This is a genomic window from Streptomonospora wellingtoniae (genome assembly GCF_031845375.1).
GTDB classification, from domain to species: Bacteria; Actinomycetota; Actinomycetes; order Streptosporangiales; family Streptosporangiaceae; genus Streptomonospora; species Streptomonospora wellingtoniae.
Map to the genome: position 1 here is coordinate 9,514 of NZ_JAVREK010000004.1, position 20,940 is coordinate 30,453.

A 20,940-nucleotide genomic window follows, 5' to 3' on the forward strand; every position below is an offset into this window, starting at 1 on the left:
GGCGGCGGTGATACGCGTGATATCCGGTACCGCCCCGGATTGTCGTGGGGGTCTGGTGAACTAGGAGGGGTGGACTCATCCCCGTATCGTCTTGTGCGGCGTGTGCACGCAGAGGTGCCGCCGCCGCTCCTGGACGACAACCAGCGCCGGGTCGTCGCGCACAAGGGCGGCCCGCTGCTGGTGCTGGCCGGGCCGGGGACCGGCAAGACCACCACCGTCGTCGAGGCGGTGGTGGACCGCATCGAGAACCGCGGTGTCGACCCCGCCCGGATCCTCGTGCTCACCTTCAGCCGCAAGGCCGCTCAGGAGCTGCGCGAGCGCATCACCGCGCGCCTGCGCCGCACCACGCGCGAGCCCCTCGCCCTCACGTTCCACAGCTACGCCTATGCGCTGATCCGGCGCGAGTTCGGACTCCAGGGCGACCATGCACCGCGGCTGCTCTCCGGCCCCGAGCAGCTGATGGAGGTCCGCGAGCTCCTGGCCGGCGAGTCCGCCGACGGCGCCGCCATGTGGCCCGAGCGGCTGCGGCCCGCGCTGGAGACCCGCGGATTCGCCGAGGAGCTGCGCGACTTCCTGATGCGCGCCCAGGAGCGCGGCATCGACTCCGCCGCCCTCGACCGGCTCGGCCGGGAGTACCGTCGCGACGACTGGGTGGCCGCGGGCGACTTCCTGGACCGCTACACCGGCCGCTTCGACGTCGCCCCGGTGCCGACCTTCAACTACGCCGAGCTCGTGCGGGTGGCGGCCAACCTGCTCAACGACCCCGGGGTCCAGGCGCGCGAACGCGCCGCCCGCGAGGTCGTCTTCGTCGACGAGTACCAGGACACCGACCCCGCCCAGGAGGAGCTGCTGTACGCGCTGGCGGGCGAGGGTCGCGACCTGGTGGCGGTCGGGGACCCCGACCAGTCCGTCTACGGCTTCCGCGGCGCCGACGTGCGCAACATCCTCGAGTTCCCGCGGCGCTTCCCCTCGCCCGGCGGCGAGCCCGCCCCGGTCGTGGCACTGCGCACGTGCCGGCGCAGCGGAGCGGGGCTGCTCACGGCCTCGCGCGGGGTGGCCCGCCGCCTGCCCGCCGCCCCGGCCCCCGGGGGCGGCCCGGTGAACGCGCACCGCGCGCTGACGCCGGCGGGCTCCGCCCCCGAGGGCGAGGCGCAGGTGCTGTTGGCCGAGAGCCCGGCGCAGGAGGCCGCGGTCATCGCCGACATCCTGCGCCGCGCGCACCTCATCGACGCAGTGCCGTGGTCGCAGATGGCGGTCCTGGTCCGCTCGGCCAGCAAGCAGCTTCCGACACTGCGCCGCGCGCTGTCGGCCGCCGGGGTCCCCGTGGCGGTGGGCGGCGACGAGATGCCGCTGGCCGTCGAGCCCGTCGTGCGCGCGCTGCTGCTCCTCCTCCGCTGCGCGCTGCGTCCCGAGACCATCGACGAGGCCGCGGCGCACGAACTGCTCACCAGCCATTTCGGCGAGGCCGACACGGTACGGCTGCGCCGGCTCGCCCGCGCGCTGCGCCGCCTCGACCTCGACTACCGCGCGGCACAGCGCCGCGCCGGCGAAGCGCCCGCCGACTCCGGCGAGGGCGGGGACGCTCGCGACGGCCCCGGCGGCGAGGAGCAGGGCCCCGACGCCGCCCCGGAGCCCGAGCCCTCGGACGGGGCCGCGCACGCCCACCCGCGCGGCAGCCGCCCCTCCTCCGCGCTGATCGCCGACGCGCTGCGCGACCCGCGCGAGCTCACCCTCGTCGATCCCGAGGTCGCCGCGCCCGCCCGGCGCATCGCCGGCCACCTCCGGCTGATCCGCGACCGCGCCGCGGCCGGGGGATCGGCCGAGGAGGTGCTGTGGGAGGTGTGGCAGGCCAGCGGACTGTCCGAGCGGCTGCTGCGCGCCAGCCAGGCCGGGGGCAGGCGCGGCGCCGCGGCCGACCGCGACCTGGACGCCGTCGTCGCCGTGTTCGAGAGCGCCGCCCGCTACTGCGACCGGCTGCCGCCCGGTCTGCCGCTGGGCTTCCTGGAGGACCTGGAGGCCCAGGAGATCCCCGCCGACAGCCTCGCCGAGCGCGCGCCCGAGGGCGAGGCCGTGCGCATCCTCACCGCGCACCGGTCCAAGGGCCTGGAGTGGGACCTCACCGTGGTCGCCGGCGTCCAGGAGGGCGACTGGCCCGATCTGCGGCTGCGCGGCTCGCTGCTGGGCGTCGAGCAGCTCGTCGACACCTCGGCGGGCTTCGGCGCGCCGCCCGGCGCGGGCCCCGAGTACGCCGCCGGGGCGGCCGGTGCCGCGGCGGCGTCCAAGCTCCTCGACGAAGAGCGGCGGCTGTTCTACGTCGCCTGCACGCGCGCCCGCCGGCGCCTGGTCGTCACCGCCGTCGGCGGCGACGACACCGAGGAGCGCCCGTCGCGGTTCCTCACCGAGCTCGGCATGGGTGAGCCCGAGCGCGTCAGCACGGGGCGCCGCTGGCTGTCGCTGCCCGCGCTGGTCGCCGACCTGCGGTCTGTGGTCTCCGACCCGCAGCGCCCCGATCCGCTGCGCCGCGCCGCTGCCGCCCACCTCGCGCGGCTCGCCGACGAAGGCGTCCGCGGCGCGGACCCCGCCGAGTGGTATGCGCTGACCGCCGTCTCCGACGACCGCCCGCTGGTCGACGGGGCCGACGAGGGAGCCATCCGCGTCTCGCCGTCCCAGGTGGAGCGGTTCACCACCTGCCAGCTGCGCTGGCTGCTGGAGAACGCCGCCGGAGCCTCCTCGATGGAGGTCACCTCCGCGCTGGGGAGTATCGTGCACGCCGTCGCCGTGCTCGTCGCCGACGGCGCCGCAATGGAGGACGTCCGGCGCAGCATGGACGACATCTGGTCCGAACTGGACTTCGGCGGCCCGTGGTTCGCCGGCAAGGAGCGCGAGCGCGCCGACGAGATGGTGCGCAAGCTGATCGCCTGGCACGAGTCCGGCGAGCGCGAGCTCGTGGTGACCGAGGAGGGGTTCAAGGTCGACATCGGCGGCATCGAGATCACCGGGCGCGTCGACCGGCTGGAGAAGGACGCCCAGGGCCGCGCCGTGGTGGTCGACATCAAGACCGGCAACGGGCGGCCCAAGGACGCCGAGCTCGCGCGCCACCCGCAGCTCGGCGTCTACCAGCTGGCCGTGCTGGAGTCGGCGTTCGCCCAGTTCGGGCTGACCGCGCCCGGCGGAGCCGAGCTGGTGCAGGTCGGCACGAAGGCGTCCTTCAAGCACGGCGCCCGCACCCAGGCGCAGGGCCCGCTGGGCGAGGACCCCGAGCCGGGCTGGTCGGCGGAGCTGGTGCGCGGCGTCGCCGAGGGCATGTCCGGCGCCCGGTTCCAGGCGGTGCGCAACGAGTTCTGCGACTCCTGCGCCGTCCGCTCCAGCTGCCCGGCGCACGACGAGGGGAAGCGCGTGTGACGGCCGCGCAGTACGGGTCCGCGGCGGCGCCCGACACGGGTGCGGCCTTTCCCGGGCGCCGGTTCAACCCGACCGAGCTCGCGCGCCTCCTGGGCCGGACCGAGCCCACCGCCGAGCAGGCCGACGTCATCGCCTCGCCGCTGGAGCCGGGCGTGGTCGTGGCCGGCGCGGGCTCCGGCAAGAGCGAGACCATGGCCGGCCGCGTCGTGTGGCTGGTGGCCAACGGCCTGGTGCGACCCGAGCACGTGCTGGGCCTGACGTTCACCCGCAAGGCGGCGGCCGAGCTGGCCGAGCGGGTGCGCACGCGGCTGGACCAGCTGCGCGAGACCGAGCAGGTACCCGAGGAGGTCCTCGACGGCGACCCCGCGGTCTCCACCTACAACTCCTACGCCGCCCGCCTGGTCGGCGACCACGCCCTGCGCGAGGCGGTCGAGCCCTCCGTCCGGCTCCTCAGCCAGGGGCAGGCCTACCAGCTCGCCGCGCGCATCGTCGCCGACTACGACGGGCCGATGGACGCTGTCACGGTCGGCCCGCGCGAGGTCACCGACCGGGTGCTGGCCTTGGCGGGCGAGCTCGCCGACCATCTGCGCACCCCCGACGACGTGCGCGGCATCGGCGCCTGGATCGGGGAGCGGGTCGCGGCGCTGCCCCGCAAGCCCCTCGCGCCCACGCGCGGCCTGCGCGAGGTGCAGCGGCGCCGCGAGCAGCTGCTGCCGCTGGTGGAGCGCTACATCGCGGCCAAGCGCGACCGCGAGGTCTTGGACTACGGCGACCAGGTCGCGCTGGCGGCGCGCATCGCGACCCGGCACGCGGAGGTCGGGCTGATCGAGCAGAGCCGGTTCCGTGTGGTGCTGCTCGACGAGTACCAGGACACCAGCCACGCCCAGCTCCTGCTGCTGCGGGCGCTCTTCGGCGGCGGCCACCCGGTGACGGCGGTTGGCGATCCCTGCCAGTCGATCTACGGGTGGCGCGGCGCCAGTTCGGGCAACCTCACCAGCTTCCCCACCGACTTCCCCGCCGCGCCGGGGCGGCCGGCGCCGGTGCGCAAGCTGGCGACCAGCTTCCGCAACGGCGAGCGCGTGCTCCAGGTCGCGCGGCGGATCGCCGATCCGCTGCGCGAGGAGAGCGGCTACGTGCCGGTCCTCCACCCCGGTGCGGCCCGGCGCGGCCGCGGCGCGGTGGCCGGCGGGCTCTTTCGCACCGAGACGCAGGAGGCGCGCTGGATCGCCGAGACCGTGCGCGCGGCCATCGACCAGCCCTTCCGCCTCGCCCCCGACGGCGCCGAATGGCCCCCCGGCGAAGGGGGCGAGGGACTGCGCTACAGCGACGTGGCGGTGCTGTGCCGCAAGCGCTCGCAGTTCCCGGTGCTGCGCGAGGCGCTGGAGGACGAGGGGATCCCGGTCGAGGTGGTCGGGCTCGGCGGGCTGATGACGGTGCCCGAGGTCCGCGACGTCATCGCCACGCTGCGGGTCCTGCACGACCCCACCGCCGGAAACGAGCTGGCCCGGCTGCTGACCGGCCCCCGCTGGCGCCTGGGGCCGCGCGACCTCGTCGCGCTGGGCGAGCGGGCGGCCGAGCTCGCGAAGGAGACGCGCCGCGACCTGGCGCCGTCCGCGCAGGAGACCGAGGACGACGATGACGAGGACCTGCTGCGCCGTACCGTCCTCGACCTCACCGCCGAGAGCGGCAGCCTCGTCGACGCGCTGGACGACCCCGGTGCGCCCGAGCACTATTCCCAGACCGGCTACCGGCGGCTGGCCGCCCTCGGCGCGGAGATGCGGGCGCTGCGCCGCGCGGCCGCCCAGTCGCTGCCCGACCTGATCGGCGAGGTCGAGCGCACGCTCGGTCTGGACGTCGAGGTGGCGGCGCGGCCCGGCCGCGACCCCGTCGCCGCCCGCGCCGACCTGGACGCGTTCCTGGACGCGGCGGTGCGGTTCGTCGGGAACAGCGATGACCCCACGCTGGGCACCTTCCTGACATACCTGCGCTCGGCCGAGGACGCAGAGAAGGGGCTGGAGCCGGGCGAGCGGGTCGGCGGCAGCGACACCGTCAAGCTGATGACGGTGCACGCCGCGAAAGGGCTGCAGTGGCCGCTGGTCGCGGTGCCGGGAATGTCAGGCGGCACCTCGTCGCCGGTGTTCCCCACCCGGGCGCGCGACGTCGGCGGCTGGGTCAGCAAGGAGCAGAAGCTGCCGTTCCCGCTGCGCGGCGACGCGGCGGGCCTGCCCAAGCTCGCCGACGTGGACAAGGAGAGCATCGAGGCGTTCGTCGCCGCCGACCGCGACCGCCACCTCATGGAGGAGCGCCGGCTGGCCTACGTCGCGGTGACCCGGGCCTCCTTCGGGCTGCTGTGCTCGGGCCACTGGTGGGGACACGCGAGCTCCGCCCAGCGGGGGCCGTCGGTGTTCCTGGAGGAAGTCCGCGAGGCTTGCGAGCAGGGGGCCGGGCGGGTCGCCGCGTGGGCACCGCAACCCGAGGAGGGCGAGTCCAACCCGCAGACCGTCGAGGCCGAGCCGGTGGCCTGGCCGCGCTCGCCCGAGGAGGACGGCGACGCCGCCGCGCGGCGCCACCGCGACATCCTCGCGGGCGCCGAGCTGGTGGCGCGGGCGCGGCGCGCCCCGGCGGAGGAGGACGCAGGGGACGGGCCCGGAGGCGCAGCGTCGGGCGATGCCGCGGACACCGGCGCCGACGCGGCCGGGGGCGGTGCCGCTCCTGACGGTGGTACGGGCGGTCCGGCCGCCGGCCCCGCCGCGCACGAGGAGACCGAGGGTGAGCGATGGCTCGCCCTGCTCGACCGGGCGCGCATGCCGGCGTCCATGCGGCGCAGCCTCGACGGGTGGCGCCGCGACACCGACCTGCTGCTGGCACACCGCGACTCGGCCCCGGCCGATACGGACGGCACGATCCCCGTCGAACTGCCCGCCCACCTCTCCGTGTCGTCCCTGGTGTCGCTGGCCCGCGACCCATCGGCGCTGGCCCGTCGGATCCGACGCCCGCTCCCGCGACCGCCCGCGCCGCACACCCGGCGCGGGACGGCCTTCCACGCCTGGCTGGAGCAGCGGTTCGGCCAGCAGAGCCTCCTGGGCCCCGGGGAGCTGCCCGGGGCGGCCGACGACGGCGCCGGAGGCGACGAGGACCTGGCCGAGCTGCAGCGGCGGTTCGAGGCAGGCGCGTGGGGCGGGCGCGTCCCGCTCGACGTCGAGGTCCCCTTCGAGACGATCATCGGCGACCGCCTCGTGCGCGGGCGGATGGACGCGGTCTTCCACGACGAGGACGGCGGCACCTACGACGTCGTCGACTGGAAGACCGGCCGCCCGCCCCAGACCGCCGCCGAGCGGAAAGCGGTCGCCGTGCAGCTGGCGGCGTACCGGATCGCCTGGGCCGAGCTGGCCGGGGTTCGGTTGGACGATGTGCAGGCGGCCTTCCACTACGTCCGCGCGCAGGAGACCGTCCGCCCGGCGGACCTGCTCGACGCCGAGGGCCTGGCGGCCCTGCTGGAGGACCTGCCCGGCGAGTGAGGCCGCGGCTGAGGGCGGCTGCCAGGGGGCGCCGGGGCAGGTCGGCGGTCGCGACACCGACTGGCTCGCCCCTTCGGGACCGGGGCAGGTGGGTCGGAGGAGTCGGAATGTCGTAGATCGGCGACAACATGTGGTTCGAAGAGCGGTGAGTTTCGCCGCGTCCGCTGGTCTGCACCGGTAGACCGCACCGACGTGAGGAGCAGCGCCATGACGGAACCGACGATCCGCGAGCCCGAGACCCGTACGGTCGACGCCCCCGGCGCGACCATCCGTTTCGATGTGCGGGGTGACCTGGGCGGGGCGACGGCCGAGGCTCCCGTGCTCATGATGGTCGGCTCGCCGATGGAGGCGAGCGGGTTCACCACGCTGGCGGGATACTTCGGCGACCGCCCCGTTGTGACCTACGACCCGCGCGGCGTGGGGCGCAGCCCCCGCACCGACGGCGCGTCCGAGACCACGCCCCAGGAGCACGCAGAAGACCTGCGCCGGGTGATCGGAGCCCTCGGGGTCGACCGGGTGGACCTGTTCGGCAGCAGCGGCGGCGCGCTCAACGGTCTCGTCCTGGTGTCGCGGCACCCCGAGCGGGTGCGCACGCTGGTGGCCCACGAGCCGCCGGTGGCCGAGGTCCTGCCGGACCGCGAGCAGATCACCGCCGTGTGCGAGGACATCTACGACACCTACCACCGCAGCGGGATGGGGCCGGCGATGGCGAAGTTCATCGCCCTCGTGCAGTTCTCGGGACCGCTGCCCGCGGACTACCCGGACCGGCCCGCACCCGATCCGGCGCAGTTCGGGCTGCCCACCGAGGACGACGGTTCCCGCGACGACCCGCTTCTGGGCCAGAACATCCGCAACGGCCCCGCCAACGTGTTCGACTACGACGCCCTGGCCGCCGCGCCGACCCGGATCGTCCTGGCGGCGGGGCGGGAGTCCGCGGCCGCGATGCCCGGTCGCGCCGCGTTCGGCGTCGCCGAGCGCCTTGGCGTCGAGCCGGTCGTGTTCCCCAGCCACCACGGCGGATTCATGTCCGGTGAGTTCGGTATGGAGGGCGAGCCCGAGGCGTTCGCCGCGACACTGCGGGAGGTCCTGTCCCGGGCCTGACCACGCGGTGCGTGACGGCGGGTCCCGGATCGGAGTCGGGGTATCACCGTTGATCTTGTAGCCATCGTCACTGGAAATCGTTTTTCATCACGATAGCTACAAGATCAACGGGGTTTGGGCCCCGCGGACGCGACCGCGGCGCGCTCGCCCACCGCGATGGCGGAGGTGGCGGCCAGGGCGGCGCTGCCGGGCCGGTAGTACTGCGTGTGGCCGCTGATGTCGCCCGGGTCGAAGCGGACGGCGCCGAACCCCGGGTCCATCGGGTCGGCGCCCAGCCCCACGGGCCCCGCGCGCACGCTGGGCACCCAGCGGATCCAGTCGTCGGGTGCGCGCGTGGTCCACACCCGCGCGCGGATCGCGGCGCCGTCGGTCACGCCCATGCCCGGGCAGGCCAGTGCGACGACGTCGTCGGCCACGTTCGCATGCGCGGCGGCCAGCCCGCACACGGCGGTGCCGTAGCTGTGGCAGGTGAGGGTCACGTGCGCGTCGGCGGGCAGCACCTCGCGCGTGAATCGGACCAGGGCATCCGCGCCGCGGCGGGCCCCTACGATGCCGGCGAGCTCCAGGCTGTGGCCCTGCGGCGGCAGGTAGCCCAGCCACACCACCACGGCGGTCTCGCGCATGGATGCCCGGTCGCGCATCGCCGCGTACAGCGCGCGGCCGTTGGCCAGCGGCACCGTGCCCGGTTCGGCGGGGTTTGCGCGGAAGTTGTCCCGGGTCTGCCCCGCCCCGGGGACGACGACGGCGACGTGCTCGGCGCCGTCGAGGTCGCCCAGCACCTCCACCACGCGCCCGGAGCCGGAGGGGTCCTCCGCCAGGATCCGGTGGCCTTCCACCACTGCGTCGCCGTATTCCAGCGGATCCGGGGGCGGAGACTTCGCCGCGGCGCCGGCACGCGCGCCGCAGCCCAGGCCCACGCAGGCCAGCACTGCGCAGAGCAGCAAGGCAGGTAACCGTCGAATCATGGGGCATGACGCTACGAATCCGGATACCGCAGGCGCGTCACCGCTGAGAGCGAACCGGGGCGTGGTCCCTGCGGGTGACGCACCGGCGCCGCCGCGGTCCGCGCGAGGCTTGCGGAGGGTCCGGACCGCCGCCGAGCGCGTGCCCCACTCCGCGCTCCGCGCGGGGCCGGATCACGGGCGGGGCCCGTCCGGCAGTGCGGGGCGGCTGCACGCGCTCCTCCGGCCCCGCCTCTACACGAGGCCGGTCTCGTAGGCGAACACGACGGCCTGGGTGCGGTCGCGCAGGGAGAGCTTGGTGAGGATGCGGCCGACGTGGGTCTTCACGGTCTGCTCGGCGAGGAACAGCTCGGCGGCGATCTCGGCGTTCGACAGGCCGCGGGCGATGTAGCGCAGCACGTCGGCCTCGCGCGGGGTCAGCGTCTCGACGATCTCCGGCCGCGCGTGGACCTTCTCGCGGCGTCCGCGGGCGATGTCGGCGATCAGCCGCCGGGTGATCGAGGGCGCCAGCAGCGCCTCGCCCTCGGCGACGACCCGCACCGCGGCGCGCAGGTCCTCCACCGGCGCGTCCTTGAGCAGGAAGCCGCTGGCGCCCGCGCCGAGGGCCTCGTAGACGTACTCGTCGAGGTCGAAGGTGGTCAGCATCAGCACCCGGGAACCGCCTTCGCCGCTCTCGCCGACGATCTCGCGGGTGGCCGTGAGCCCGTTCGTCGAGGGCATGCGCACGTCCATCACCACCACGTCGGGGCGGTGCTGGCGGGCCAGGGCCACGGCTTCGCCGCCGTCGGCGGCCTGGGCCAGCACGGAGATGTCCTCGGCCGCGTCGAGCAGTGTGGCGATGCCGTCGCGGACCATGTCCTGGTCGTCGGCGACGATCACGGTGATGGGCACGGAGCCGAGCTTAATCCGGATCGGCGGGGGCGGGGTCCGCCGCGGCGTCCAGCGGAAGCTCGGCCACGACGTCGAACCCGCCGCCTTCGGTGGGCGCCGCCCGCAGCTGCCCGCCGAGCATGGCCACCCGCTCGCGCATGCCGATCAGTCCGTGCCCGCCGGAGTCGAACACGGTGGCGGGCACAGACTCGGGGCGCGCGCCGTCCGCCGCCTCTGCGCCGCCGAGGCCGGGCGGCCCGTTGGCCACGCGCACCGTGAGCGCCTCGGCGGTGCGCGACAGCGCGACGGAGACCGGCGCACCCGGAGCGTGCCGTCCTGCGTTGCTCACCGACTCCTGCACGATCCGGTAGGCGGACAGGTCCACCGCGTCGGGGAGGCCGCGGGCGGCGCCGCCCGCCGCCTCCGGGCCGCCTTCCAGCGTGACGTCCATGGCGGCCCTTCGGGCGTTTGCCACCAGCTCGGGAAGCAGTGCGAGCCCCGGCTGCGGAGCACCCTCGGGCACTTCGTCCTCCTCGCGGAGCAGCCCCACCACGCGCCGCATCTCCGCCAAGGCCTCGCGGGCGGCGTCGCGGATGGTGGTGAAGGTCGCGGCGGGCCCCTGGTGCAGATCGGTGAACTTGTAGGGCGCGGCGTCGGCCTGGATGGCGATCATCGACATGTGGTGGGACACAACGTCGTGCAGTTCGCGTGCGATGCGCGAACGCTCCTCCAGTACGGCCTGGCGGGCGCGGTCGCGGCGGCGCAGGGCGCTCTCCTGCGCGAGCTGCCGCTGAGCCGCGCGCCGGCTGCGGACGTTGTAGCCGAACAGCAGCACCACCGGCACGATCGCGGCGATCCAGAGCGCCTGCCCAGCAGGGGTGCCCACGAGAAGGGAGGCGGCGGCGATGTCGGCTGCGGTGACCACGCCGACCCCGGCGGCGGTCCGGCCCGGGTAGGTGACGGCGACCGCGTAGAGCACGACGGGAAGCGACACCAGCGCGGCGATCGGCCACGGCCAGAAGCTCTCCGACACGAAGCTGCCCCCGACCACCGGGGGCGAGAAGAGTGCGACGGCGACCAGCGAGGCGAACATGCCTGCCGCCGTGATACGCCACGCCAGCAGGGGCGCGACCGGAAGGAGCGCGAACGGGAGGCCGAGCGCGAGGCCGAGGGGGACCGCGGCCATCGGGTCGATGCCGTGAAACTGCACCAGCTGCACTGCGGCCAGGGCCGAGATTCCCACGCCGACCCCGAGCAGCAGGAACCACGCCGTCGCCTCGCGGGGCAGTACAGGCGGCAAGGGGCCCTCGCCGTCCTCGTCGGGGACTTCGCCCTCGCGCGGCAGGAGAATCCACAGCAGCAGGTAGACGGGCACGCCCAGCGGGAAGGCGACCGCCGCGAACAGCACGCGCAGGGTGACTGCCATGGGCTGGGAACCGTGCGCGAACGCCGCGCACACGCCCCCGACGATCCGGCCGTCGGAAGGGCGGACCGCCCCGTGCAGTAGCCGCAGCGGGCCGTGGGGCCGCTCCGCGGGTGTGCGCCATAGGGCGTCGGCCACGGCGCGGGCGACCGACGCCGGGCCCGGCACGCCGCCCGAGCGGCGCGCCCGCGCGGCGGCGCCGCCCTCGCCGCCTTCGCGTGCGGGGGAAGCGGGGTCCGCGGGCAGCGCGCCGCGGGCGGCGCCCTGCGGCACGGCGCCGGCGGACCCCGCACCGACGCTGCGCACGGCGCCGGGGGCGTGGCGCAGCCGGCCGGCGTACTCGCGGCGCATCCGCACGTTGTCGCCGAGCAGAAGGGCCGCGGCCGCGACGACCGCCGACCACGGCGCCGCGGCCGGAACCGCCAGCGCGGCCACCACCGCCATCGCCGCCGTGCACATGCCGGCGGCGACCACCACTGGCCGGGCGTACTGGGTTCCCACAAGGAACAGTACGGCCAGGTAGGCCGGAACGGCTGCGGAGGGAAAGGGCACGAAGTCGGCCGTATACGCCGGCGACGCCACGAGCAGCGCCGCCGTCATCCACCGCCAGGCCAGCAGCACGGAGGTCCGCAGAGCGAGCAGCGGCGCGCCGAGCGCGACCCCCAATGCCGCGGCGACGAAGCCGGGGGCGGCGGCGCTCAGCTCCGCAGCGCTCGCCACGGAGACGGCCAGCGCGGCCGCCGCCGCGAAGAGGATCCCGTCGAACCGTTCGCGCCCCTCGGCGTCCGGTCGCTCGGCTATCCGCACCAGCCACAGCAGCGGGTAGGCGAGCAGGGGCGCCACCGGCCGGGCGAAGCGCCGCCGCACCTCCGCGGCCGGGCGGCCGCGCCGCGCGGCGATCCCGGCGCACACCCCGCCGAGCAGCGGAGGTGCGGCGGCCAGGGAGCCGTCGTCGGGCAGCTGCCGCGCGACGTTGCTCGGACGCTGCCACAGCGCGTCCAGGATCCCGGCCAGCAGCGAGGGGCCGCCTCCTGCCGCGCCCGAGCCGCGCTGCCGGGGGTGTGCACCGGCATCAGCCGATCGCTCTTCGTCGGACATTTCCCGCCCACTGTCGAGACCTCGTACCGGGCCGAGCCGCGCCGATCGCGGCGGAGGCCGCGGTCAAGCTCACCGCAACCCTAGGCCGCCGGTCGCGCCCCGGGCATGGTGCCGAGGTATCACGTCGCCGTGGCTCCGGGGTATCGGCCGGCGGAGGAGCGTGACGCCGTCGCCGGGGCGGTCCTTCGCGAGCCCCGGTGCCCCTCCGTCGGCGAGGGGCGGCTGGGGCTAGGCTCGGATCAGCGGTGATCCGCCGCCAAAGCAGGTCGAGGGAAGGGAAGCGGTCGGGCATGGATGTGCGCGGTTACATCGAAGGGCACCGCGGAGAGTTCGTCGCCGCGCTCAAGGAGTGGGTCGCGATCCCGTCCGTCTCCGCCGATCCCGAGCACCACGGCGACGTGCGCCGCTCGGCGGAGTGGCTGCGCGACCGCCTTGCGGCCACCGGGTTCCCCACCGCGGAGATCTGGGAGACCGGCGGAATGCCCGCCGTCTTCGCCGAATGGCCCGCGGCCGACCCGGGCGCGCCCGTCGTCCTGGTCTACGGTCACCACGACGTGCAGCCGGCGCGCGCGGCCGACGGGTGGGACACCGACCCCTTCGCCGCCGAGGAGCACGGCGACCGGCTGACCGGACGCGGCACCTCCGACGACAAAGGGCAGGTCCTCTTCCACGCCCTGGGTGTGGAGGCGGGCCTCGCGGCCTCCGGCACGGGCGCGCCGCCGGTGACGCTGCGGATGCTCGTCGAGGGCGAGGAGGAGTCCGGCTCGCCGCACTTCGCCGCGCTACTCGAACGCAACCGCGACCGCCTGGCCTGCGACGTCGTGGTGATCTCCGACACCACCATGTGGTCGGGCGACGTTCCCTCGATGTGCGTGGGCATGCGCGGGCTCACCGACTGCGAGATCACCGTCACCGGCCCCGACACCGACGTGCACAGCGGCTCCTTCGGCGGCGCGGTCCCCAACCCCGCCCGGGTGCTGTCCGGCCTCCTCGCCGGGCTGCACGACGATCGCGGGCGGGTGGCCGTACCCGGCTTCTACGACGGTGTGGCGGAGATCGGCGACGAGGAGCGCGCCCTCCTCGCCAAGCTGCCCTTCGACGAGGCCGAGTGGCTGCGCACCGCCGGGAGCCCGACCGCATCCGGCGAGAAGGGCTACAGCACTCTGGAGCGCCTCTGGGTGCGGCCCACCGCCGAGATCAACGGGATGTGGAGCGGTCACACCGGTGCGGGCGCCAAGACGATCGTCCCCCGTTCGGCGCACGCCAAGGTCAGCTTCCGGCTGGTGCCCGGCCAGGAGCCCGCCCACGTGCAGGAGCGGGTGCGCGCGTTCGTCGCCGACCGCGTCCCCGCGGGACTCGGCGCCGAGGTGGCGTTCGGCGGTCCGGGCGTGCGCGCCTGCGCCTCCGACATCGGCTCGCCTGCGGTGCAGGCGGCGCGTTCCGCGATGGAAGAGGCGTTCGGCACCGAGGTGCTGTTCACGCGCGAGGGCGGCAGCGGCCCCGAGGCCGACATCGCCGATGTCCTCGGTGCGCCGCTGGTCTTCCTCGCCGTCGGGCTGGACGAGGACCGCATCCACGCGCCCAACGAGAAGGTCGAGATCCCCTTGCTGCTCAAGGGAGCCGAGAGCGCCGCCCGATTGTGGGACCGCCTGGGCGCACAGCAGGAGCAGTGAGCTCCCGCGAGTCCTGCGGGACCGCCGGGCCGCACACCTGCGGCTGAGCGCCCGCTCCCGTCCCGCCCGGGCGGCGCGCGGACCGCGGCGCCGCGGGGACCGGTCCCCGCCTCCCTATGACGAGAAGAGCCGATGCATTCCTTCGATGAGATCCCAGCCCTGTCCCGCGGCACTGTCGATCAGGCCGGCCATCGGCGCGGCGACGAGGAGTGGCTGGACAAGACCTGGGCCGACCCCGAGACACGCGTGCTGGTCCTGCGGGACGGCGACCCGGCCGACGGCGTCCAGGCGCGCACGGCCCGCCGCTCGCGCGCCCTGGTGGCCGCCGGTGCCGACGGGCCGCACCTGGTCTTCGCCTCGCCCGCCGAGGCCCCCGAGGGCGAGCGGTTCCTGCTCGGAGTCGACGAATCACGGCGGGCGTATTTCGCGGTCCTCGCCGAGCCGGACGCGCAGGTGCCGCAGCCGCCCGGCGCCGAACCCGCATCGCTGCGCGAGGCCGGCGCGCTGCTGGGGGACCGCGACTCCGGCCTGTTCACCCGCGCCGTCGCGCTGGCCCACTGGAACGCCACCCACCGCTTCTGCCCGGCCTGCGGGGCCCCCGCCCGCCCTGCCGCCGCCGGCCATCTGCGGGTGTGCACCCGCGAGGGTACGGAGAACTATCCGCGCACGGACCCGGCCGTGATCATGCTGGTGCACCGCGAAACCGGCGGGACCGAGGAGTGCCTGCTCGGCCACAATCCGCGCTGGCCCGAAGGCCGCTACTCGGTGCTCGCCGGGTTCGTCGAGCCGGGGGAGTCCCTGGAGCAGGCCGTGGTGCGCGAGGTCGCCGAGGAGACCGGCGTGGCCGTGTCCGCCCCGCGGTATCAGGCGTCGCAGCCCTGGCCGTTCCCGCGCAGCCTGATGCTGGGCTACACGGCCCGCGCCACGGGGGAGGCCGAGCGTACGGACGACCAGGAGATCTCCGATGTCCGCTGGTTCACCCGCGCGGCCCTGCGCGAGGCGGTGGAGTCGGGCGAGGTTCTGCTGCCGGGCTCGGTCTCGATCGCCCGCAAGCTCATCGAGCAGTGGTACGGCGGTCGACTGCCCGGGGAGTGGTAGGCGCGTCCTGTGCGGCCCCCGCGGCCTCGTGCGGCCCCGGGCGCGAACCGCCCCCCGGCCGAGCGGCGTGCCGCGGTGCCGCCGTGTCAGCCGCTGCGGCGGGGGGCCGCCTGCGCGGCGGCGCCCTCGGCGGCGAGCTCGCCGGGAAGGGCGGTCAGGGGGTTGGTTGAGCTGGCCACCACTTCGCGGGCCATCTCGGCGACTTTGCGGCCGCGCGAGCGCGACGCCGACCGCAGCAGCTCGAAGGCCTTGCGCGGGGTCATCCCGTGGCGCTCGGAGAGGACGCCGATGGCCTGCTCGGTGACGACGCGGGTGTGCAGCGCGTGCTCCAGTTGCGCGACGGTCAGCCTCAGGCGCGCCTGCTCGTCCTCATCCCCGTCGCCGCCGGACCCGCGCGGGGGAGCGGGCGCCGAGCCGCGCGGCTGCTCCTCGGCGGCCAGCAGGTCGGCGAGCACCATGGCGTTGAGCAGCTCGGGCAGCTCCTCGCCGTTGTTCACCCGCCATCCGCCGGAGGTCCGCCGGATCACACCGGCTACGGCTGCCTCGGCGGCCGTCGCGCCGGCGGCGCTGTTCGACGTCACGTCTTTCCCCATATCCTCACTCCCCCGTGCAGGGCGGCGGCCGCCGCCCGCGTTGGCGGCGGCCCGGCGCAGGGCGCCGGTCGGTCACGAGACCGACGCCGCGAGCTTCTCCTTGACTTGGGCCAGCGACGGGTTGGTCATCGCCGAGCCGTCGGCGAAGACCAGCGTCGGAACCGTCTGGTTGCCGCCGTTGACCCGCATGACGTACTCGGCGGCGTCGGGTGTCTGCTCGATGTCCACCTCGTCGACCCCGATGCCCTCACGCGAGAGCTGGCTCTTCAGCCTCTTGCAGAAGCCGCACCAGGGCGTGGTGTACATCGTGATCGGACCGCCGTTCTGGGTGGTCATCGCCATTTCTCCTTCGACCGTAGGGGCAGGTCCCGACAGTTCGGATCTGCGGGACGCGGCGTGGAACGCCGATCCTTTCCAACGCCGCGCGCCCCGTCGAGCTTCCCGGCGCCGCTTCGTGTCAGCTGGTGGGACGCGAGGGGGCACACCCCGGTTCCGAAAGACTCGCGGTCCCCCGCAGGGCAGCGGCGACCTGCGCCGACGCTCTCGCCGCGGCTGAGGGCGCCCGCGATCCCCCTCCACAGCAGGCGGGTCCGGCTTGGTCGTGCGCGCCGGGCCCCTGAGACTTGAGAGACTGAGCGGGCGGATGTGCTCGGCGCGGCCGGATGTGGCCGCAGCCAACGGAGCCGACCCGACCCGAACCCCACGGCCCGCCCGGCGGCTCCGGTGCCGGAGCCGCAGCGGAATGGAGGCGCAAGCATGGACCCGGACCGCGTGCTGGAGGGTCTCGATCCCGAACAGCTTGAGGCGGCACGCGCCCTGCGCGGCCCCGTGTGCATCCTGGCGGGGGCCGGGACCGGCAAGACGCGCGCCATCACCCACCGCATCGCGCACGCGGTGGCCGCCGGAGTGGTTGCCGAGCAGCAGGTCCTCGCGGTGACCTTCACGACCCGCGCCGCCGGCGAGATGCGCGGGCGGCTGCGCGCCCTGGGCGCCCCGCGGGTGCAGGCGCGCACCTTCCACTCCGCCGCGGTGCGCCAGCTCTCCTACTTCTGGCCGCAGGCGATCGGCGGCCCGATGCCGTCCCTGATCGAGAGCAAGATCCAAGAGGTCGCCCGGGCCGCCCACGCCTGCGGGCTGCAGCTGGACCGGACCGGCCTGCGCGACCTCGCCGGCGAGATCGAGTGGTCCAAGTCCACCCAGGTGCGCCCCTTCGACTACGAGAAGTCCATCGCCAAAGCGGGCCGCACCGCGCCCATGCCCGTGCACGACGTAGCCCGGGCCTACGAGGCCTACGAGGAGCGGTGCCGCGACCGCAACCTGCTCGACTTCGAGTCGATGCTGGAGCTGACCGCGGCCATGATCGCCGAGCACCCCCAGATCGCCGACCGCGTCCGCGACCAGTACCGCTACTTCGTCGTCGACGAGTTCCAGGACGTCAATCCGCTGCAGAAGCTCCTGCTGGACGCCTGGCTGGGCGACCGCGACGACGTCTGCGTGGTGGGCGACCCCAACCAGACGATCTACTCCTTCGCCGGTGCCACCCCCGGTTACCTGACGGGCTTCTCCGCCGCCTATCCGCATTCCACCGTCGTGCGTCTGGTGCGCGACTACCGCTCCACCCCCCAGGTGGTGCGGGTGGCCAACGGCGCGCTCAAGCACGCCCGCGGCGCGGCCGCCGAACACCGCCTGGAGCTCCTGGCCCAGCGCCCGGACGGCCCCGACCCCCTCTACACCGAGTACGACGACGAGCCGGCCGAGGCCACGTCCGTGGCGCGCAAGATCGCGGCGCTGATCGACGCCGGCACACCGGCGCGCGAGATCGCGGTGCTCTTCCGAACCAACGCCCAGTCGGCCGCCTACGAGCAGGCGCTCGCCGACGCCGGGGTTGCCTACACCGTGCGCGGCGCCACCCGGTTCTTCGAGCGCCCCGAGATCCGCCAGGCCGTGCACACGCTGCGCGGTGCGCGCCAGGGCGCGGGGTCCGACCCGCTGGTGCAGACGGTGCGCGACATCCTCGCCCCGCTCGGGCTGACCCCAGAGCCGCCCGAGGGCAGGCAGGCGCGCGAGCGCTGGGAGTCGCTGGCGGCGCTGGCCCAGCTGGCCGAGGACGTCGCCGCCGCTCGGCCCGGCGCGACCATGGACGACTTCGCCGAGGAGTTGGACGCCCGTGTCGCCACCGAGCACGCCCCCGAGTACGAGGGCGTGACCTTGGCGAGCCTGCACTCGGCCAAGGGCCTGGAGTGGGACGCGGTCTTCCTGGTCGGCCTGACCGAAGGGCTCATGCCGATCGTCTTCGCCGAGTCCGCCGAGCAGGTCGAGGAGGAGCGCCGGCTGTTCTACGTCGGCGTCACCCGCGCCCGCGAGCACCTGTCGCTGTCGTGGGCGCTGTCGCGCTCGCCCGGCGGCCGCAAGGGCCGCAAGCCCTCGCGCTTCCTCGACGGCCTCCGCCCGGCCTCGCCGTCGCTGGCCGGCCGCGACAACCGCAGGCAGGCCAAGGTGGTGCGGTGCCGGATCTGCGGGAACACCCTCACCGAGGCCGCCGAGCGCAAGCTCGCGCGGTGCGGCGGCTGCCCGGCCGACTACGACGAGGAACTGCTGGAGCGCCTCAAGGCGTGGCGGCGCGAGACGGCCGAGGAGCAGAAGGTCCCGGCATACGTGATCTTCACCGACGCCACCCTGCAGGCCATCGCTGAGCACGTTCCCGACGACATCGCGCGGCTCTCGCGCATATCCGGCGTGGGGGCGGTCAAGCTGGAGCGCTACGGTGAGGCGGTGCTGGCCCTGTGCGCAGGCAAGGAGCCCGCCGCCGAAGACTGAGGAGGGGTGCCCGATGGGTGGGGACGGACAGAGCAGGCCGACCGAAACCGCCGAGCCGCCCGGTCGGCCGGATCAGCCGGAGCAGCCGGCCCAGAGCGTCGCCGGGCTGCTGGAGATCCTCGATCTGGAGCGCATCGAGGACAACATCTTCCGCGGCCGCAGCCCCGACGGCGGGCCGCAGCGCGTCTTCGGCGGACAGGTCGCCGGCCAGGCCCTGGTCGCCGCGGGCCGAACGGTGCCGGCCGACCGCCGCGTGCACTCGCTGCACGCCTACTTCATCCGGCCGGGCGACCCTTCGGTGCCCATCGTCTACGACGTCGACCGGGTGCGCGACGGCCGCTCGTTCACGACCCGGCGCGTCACCGCGATCCAGCACGGCAAGGCGATCTTCACGCTCTCGGCGTCCTTCCACGCCGACGAATCCGGCCTTGAGCACCGGGTCGCCATGCCCGAGGCGCCGGGCCCCGAAGAGCTGCCGACCATGCGCGAGCGGCTGTACAGCGCCTTCGGCCGGGTGCCGCGCTTCGCCAGCTGGCACCCGATCGAGCTGCGGCCGGTCGGTCCGCTGTCGTTCGAGGTCGAGCGCGACCCCAGCCTCAGCACCACCGACAACCTGGTATGGCTGCGCGTGGGCGGCAGCCTGCCCGACGACCCCATGCTGCACGTCTGCCTGATGACCTATGCCTCGGACATGACGCTGCTGGACACCGTGCTGCTGCGGCACGGGCGCACGTTCTCGGGGATCTCCATGGCCAGCCTCGACCACGCCATGTGGTTCCACCGGCCGTTCCGCGCCGACGAGTGGCTGCTCTACGCCCAGGAGACCCCCGCTGCCGGAGGCGCGCGCGGGCTGGCCCGGGGCCTGGTGTTCACCCGCGAGGGCGACCTCGTGTGCTCGGTGGTGCAAGAGGGTCTGCTGCGGGTGGTCGACCCCGAGGCGTCCGGCGGGTCCTGAGTCCCGCGCCGCCCGCGGTGCGCGCGCAGCACTGCGCCTGCGCCTTCGCCGCGCGCGGCCCGCGGGAAGCCGTCCGGTCTCCGCGGCGAGGCGCCCATAACGTTCTCCCGGCCGCCGGGATTCCCGTCCCCGGCTGGCCGAGTCCGGACGAAACACCTGGTCAAAAATAGGTTGCCGGAGTTGTCGGCCCCACCATAGTGTTGACTCCGTCAGCGCCCGCGCAGGCCGTGGACGAGAGTCCGCTGCCCGACCCAAGAGGGAGGTGTCCCATCTAATGATCACGAGCTACGAAGCCGGTTCCTTCGCCGTTTCCGGCGAGTTCGTCGCCAAGTCCTGGGACACCGTGCGCAACGGCGCCGCATGCGGCCAGCCGCGTCCGGTCGGCGTCCAGGGCGTCTCTTCGGCGAGCGCCCGGCTGACGCGTCCCGGTATGCAGCGGGGGCACGGCTATGCCCTCCTCGCGCGCACCGCGGATATCAGCCGACAGGAATCCGAGTTCGCAGCAGCAACCCAGCGCCCCAAGGGCGTAGTGGGGGAGTGTCCACGGGGCATTCCGGCCTAGCAGCACGACGGCCGGGTGTCTTCCCCGTGGCCGCGGACCCCACACAGGGGCCGCGGCCATTTTGATCTTCAGCGGAGACCGCCCCTCTCGAAGGTGGCAGGAGTGTCTTCCGCCGATCGCAGGTCTTGGCCCCGCAGCCGGACACATGTCCGGCCGAACAGCCGCCAACCGCGTTCGACACCACAGATCAGGGAGGACACCGATGCTTGCGTCGGTCCTGGAGACGTCGAGTTTCGGCGAGATCGAGATCCCCTGCAGGCAGGAGCCCGACCTCTTCTTCGCCGAGGCGCCGGCGGAGGTCGAGGCGGCCAAGGCCATCTGTCGGGACTGCCCGGTCCGCGAGCAGTGCCTGGCCGAGGCCCTGGAGCGTAGGGAGCCGTGGGGAGTCTGGGGCGGTGAGCTGCTCGTCTCCGGTGAGGTCGTGGAGCGCAAGCGCCCGCGCGGCCGTCCCCGGAAGAACCCCGAGCCCGTGGCGGCCTGACCGGCCGCCGCGGCCCGCCGCCGCGGCCTTCGAACGAAGCCGACCCCCGATAAGCCGCACCACCCCGGAAGGACACCCCAGCGATGCTGCTCTACGAGCTCGTCAACCTGCAGATGAACGTCGACCAGCGGCGCGAGCGGCAGCGCCGCCTGCTTGCGGCCCGCCGACTGCGCGCCGTCCAGCGCGAGCGCGAGCGTGCCGAACGGCTGCTCATGGAACTGCCGTGGTCGCGCCTGTGTTGATGTGACCTGTGCGGGGCCGGTCCAGCGCGGACCGGCCCCGCGCCGTACACCCGGCGGCCTCCGTGCTGGCCACAACCGGTCACCTGGTTTTGTCGGAGAGTGCCGCAGGTCACCGCTGATTGCGCTACTTTTCGCGCCCGTGCTG

At 74.7% G+C, this 20,940-nt stretch carries 15 protein-coding genes; 10 read left to right on the forward strand and 5 right to left on the reverse strand.

What is annotated here, in order from left to right; genetic code table 11:
* Positions 1–93 precede the first annotated feature (93 nt).
* From RM446_RS05145 to RM446_RS05155, 3 genes are all read left to right on the forward strand, one after another.
* The gene (locus RM446_RS05145) at positions 94–3,402 is read left to right on the forward strand and encodes an ATP-dependent helicase (RefSeq protein WP_311543953.1); all 3,309 of its coding nucleotides are present in this window, start codon (positions 94–96) and stop codon (positions 3,400–3,402) included.
* A complete protein-coding gene (locus RM446_RS05150; protein WP_398694483.1) occupies positions 3,399–6,920 on the forward strand; it encodes a UvrD-helicase domain-containing protein in 3,522 nt (1,173 codons plus the stop codon). The genes RM446_RS05145 and RM446_RS05150 overlap by 4 nt, the downstream gene beginning before the upstream one ends.
* A gap of 207 nt (positions 6,921–7,127) precedes the next feature.
* The gene (locus tag RM446_RS05155; RefSeq protein ID WP_311543954.1) at positions 7,128–8,021 is read left to right on the forward strand and encodes an alpha/beta fold hydrolase; all 894 of its coding nucleotides are present in this window, start codon (positions 7,128–7,130) and stop codon (positions 8,019–8,021) included.
* A 104-nt stretch (positions 8,022–8,125) separates the two neighbouring features.
* On the opposite strand, the gene RM446_RS05160 is transcribed toward RM446_RS05155, so the two are convergent.
* From RM446_RS05160 to RM446_RS05170, 3 genes are all read right to left on the reverse strand, one after another.
* Positions 8,126–8,965 (reverse strand): alpha/beta hydrolase, encoded by an 840-nt coding sequence (locus tag RM446_RS05160; protein WP_311543955.1) that lies wholly within the window; start codon positions 8,963–8,965, stop codon positions 8,126–8,128.
* Between the two features lie 252 nt (positions 8,966–9,217).
* Positions 9,218–9,874: a response regulator transcription factor gene (locus RM446_RS05165; RefSeq protein ID WP_311543956.1), complete on the reverse strand. Its 657-nt coding sequence runs from the start codon at positions 9,872–9,874 to the stop codon at positions 9,218–9,220.
* A 10-nt stretch (positions 9,875–9,884) separates the two neighbouring features.
* Complete coding sequence (locus tag RM446_RS05170) at positions 9,885–12,374, reverse strand: histidine kinase (RefSeq protein ID WP_311543957.1); 2,490 nt, start codon at positions 12,372–12,374, stop codon at positions 9,885–9,887.
* Between the two features lie 290 nt (positions 12,375–12,664).
* On the opposite strand from RM446_RS05170, the gene RM446_RS05175 reads away from it, so the two are divergent.
* Both RM446_RS05175 and nudC read left to right on the forward strand, forming a co-directional pair.
* Entirely contained in the window at positions 12,665–14,047 is a 1,383-nt protein-coding gene (locus tag RM446_RS05175) for a M20/M25/M40 family metallo-hydrolase (RefSeq protein WP_311543958.1), read from the forward strand.
* Between the two features lie 132 nt (positions 14,048–14,179).
* Entirely contained in the window at positions 14,180–15,145 is a 966-nt protein-coding gene (gene nudC, locus RM446_RS05180) for an NAD(+) diphosphatase (RefSeq protein ID WP_311543959.1), read from the forward strand.
* Between the two features lie 86 nt (positions 15,146–15,231).
* Here the strand turns inward: nudC and RM446_RS05185 are convergent, their stop codons facing one another.
* On the reverse strand, positions 15,232–15,738 hold the full coding sequence (locus RM446_RS05185) for an ANTAR domain-containing protein (protein WP_398694488.1): 507 nt from the start codon (positions 15,736–15,738) through the stop codon (positions 15,232–15,234).
* A 72-nt stretch (positions 15,739–15,810) separates the two neighbouring features.
* Positions 15,811–16,074, reverse strand: a complete 264-nt coding sequence (locus tag RM446_RS05190; RefSeq protein WP_311543961.1) for a mycoredoxin — start codon at positions 16,072–16,074, stop codon at positions 15,811–15,813.
* A gap of 420 nt (positions 16,075–16,494) precedes the next feature.
* Between RM446_RS05190 and RM446_RS05195 the strand changes: the two genes are divergently transcribed.
* From RM446_RS05195 to RM446_RS05215, 5 genes are all read left to right on the forward strand, one after another.
* A complete protein-coding gene (locus tag RM446_RS05195; protein WP_311543962.1) occupies positions 16,495–18,555 on the forward strand; it encodes an ATP-dependent DNA helicase UvrD2 in 2,061 nt (686 codons plus the stop codon).
* A gap of 13 nt (positions 18,556–18,568) precedes the next feature.
* Positions 18,569–19,510, forward strand: a complete 942-nt coding sequence (gene tesB, locus RM446_RS05200; RefSeq protein ID WP_311543963.1) for an acyl-CoA thioesterase II — start codon at positions 18,569–18,571, stop codon at positions 19,508–19,510.
* Between the two features lie 274 nt (positions 19,511–19,784).
* Complete coding sequence (locus RM446_RS05205) at positions 19,785–20,072, forward strand: hypothetical protein (RefSeq protein WP_311543964.1); 288 nt, start codon at positions 19,785–19,787, stop codon at positions 20,070–20,072.
* A 202-nt stretch (positions 20,073–20,274) separates the two neighbouring features.
* On the forward strand, positions 20,275–20,553 hold the full coding sequence (locus RM446_RS05210) for a WhiB family transcriptional regulator (RefSeq protein WP_311543965.1): 279 nt from the start codon (positions 20,275–20,277) through the stop codon (positions 20,551–20,553).
* Positions 20,554–20,636: 83 nt separating this feature from the next.
* Positions 20,637–20,795 (forward strand): hypothetical protein, encoded by a 159-nt coding sequence (locus RM446_RS05215; RefSeq protein ID WP_311543966.1) that lies wholly within the window; start codon positions 20,637–20,639, stop codon positions 20,793–20,795.
* The last annotated feature ends 145 nt before the right edge of the window (positions 20,796–20,940 follow it).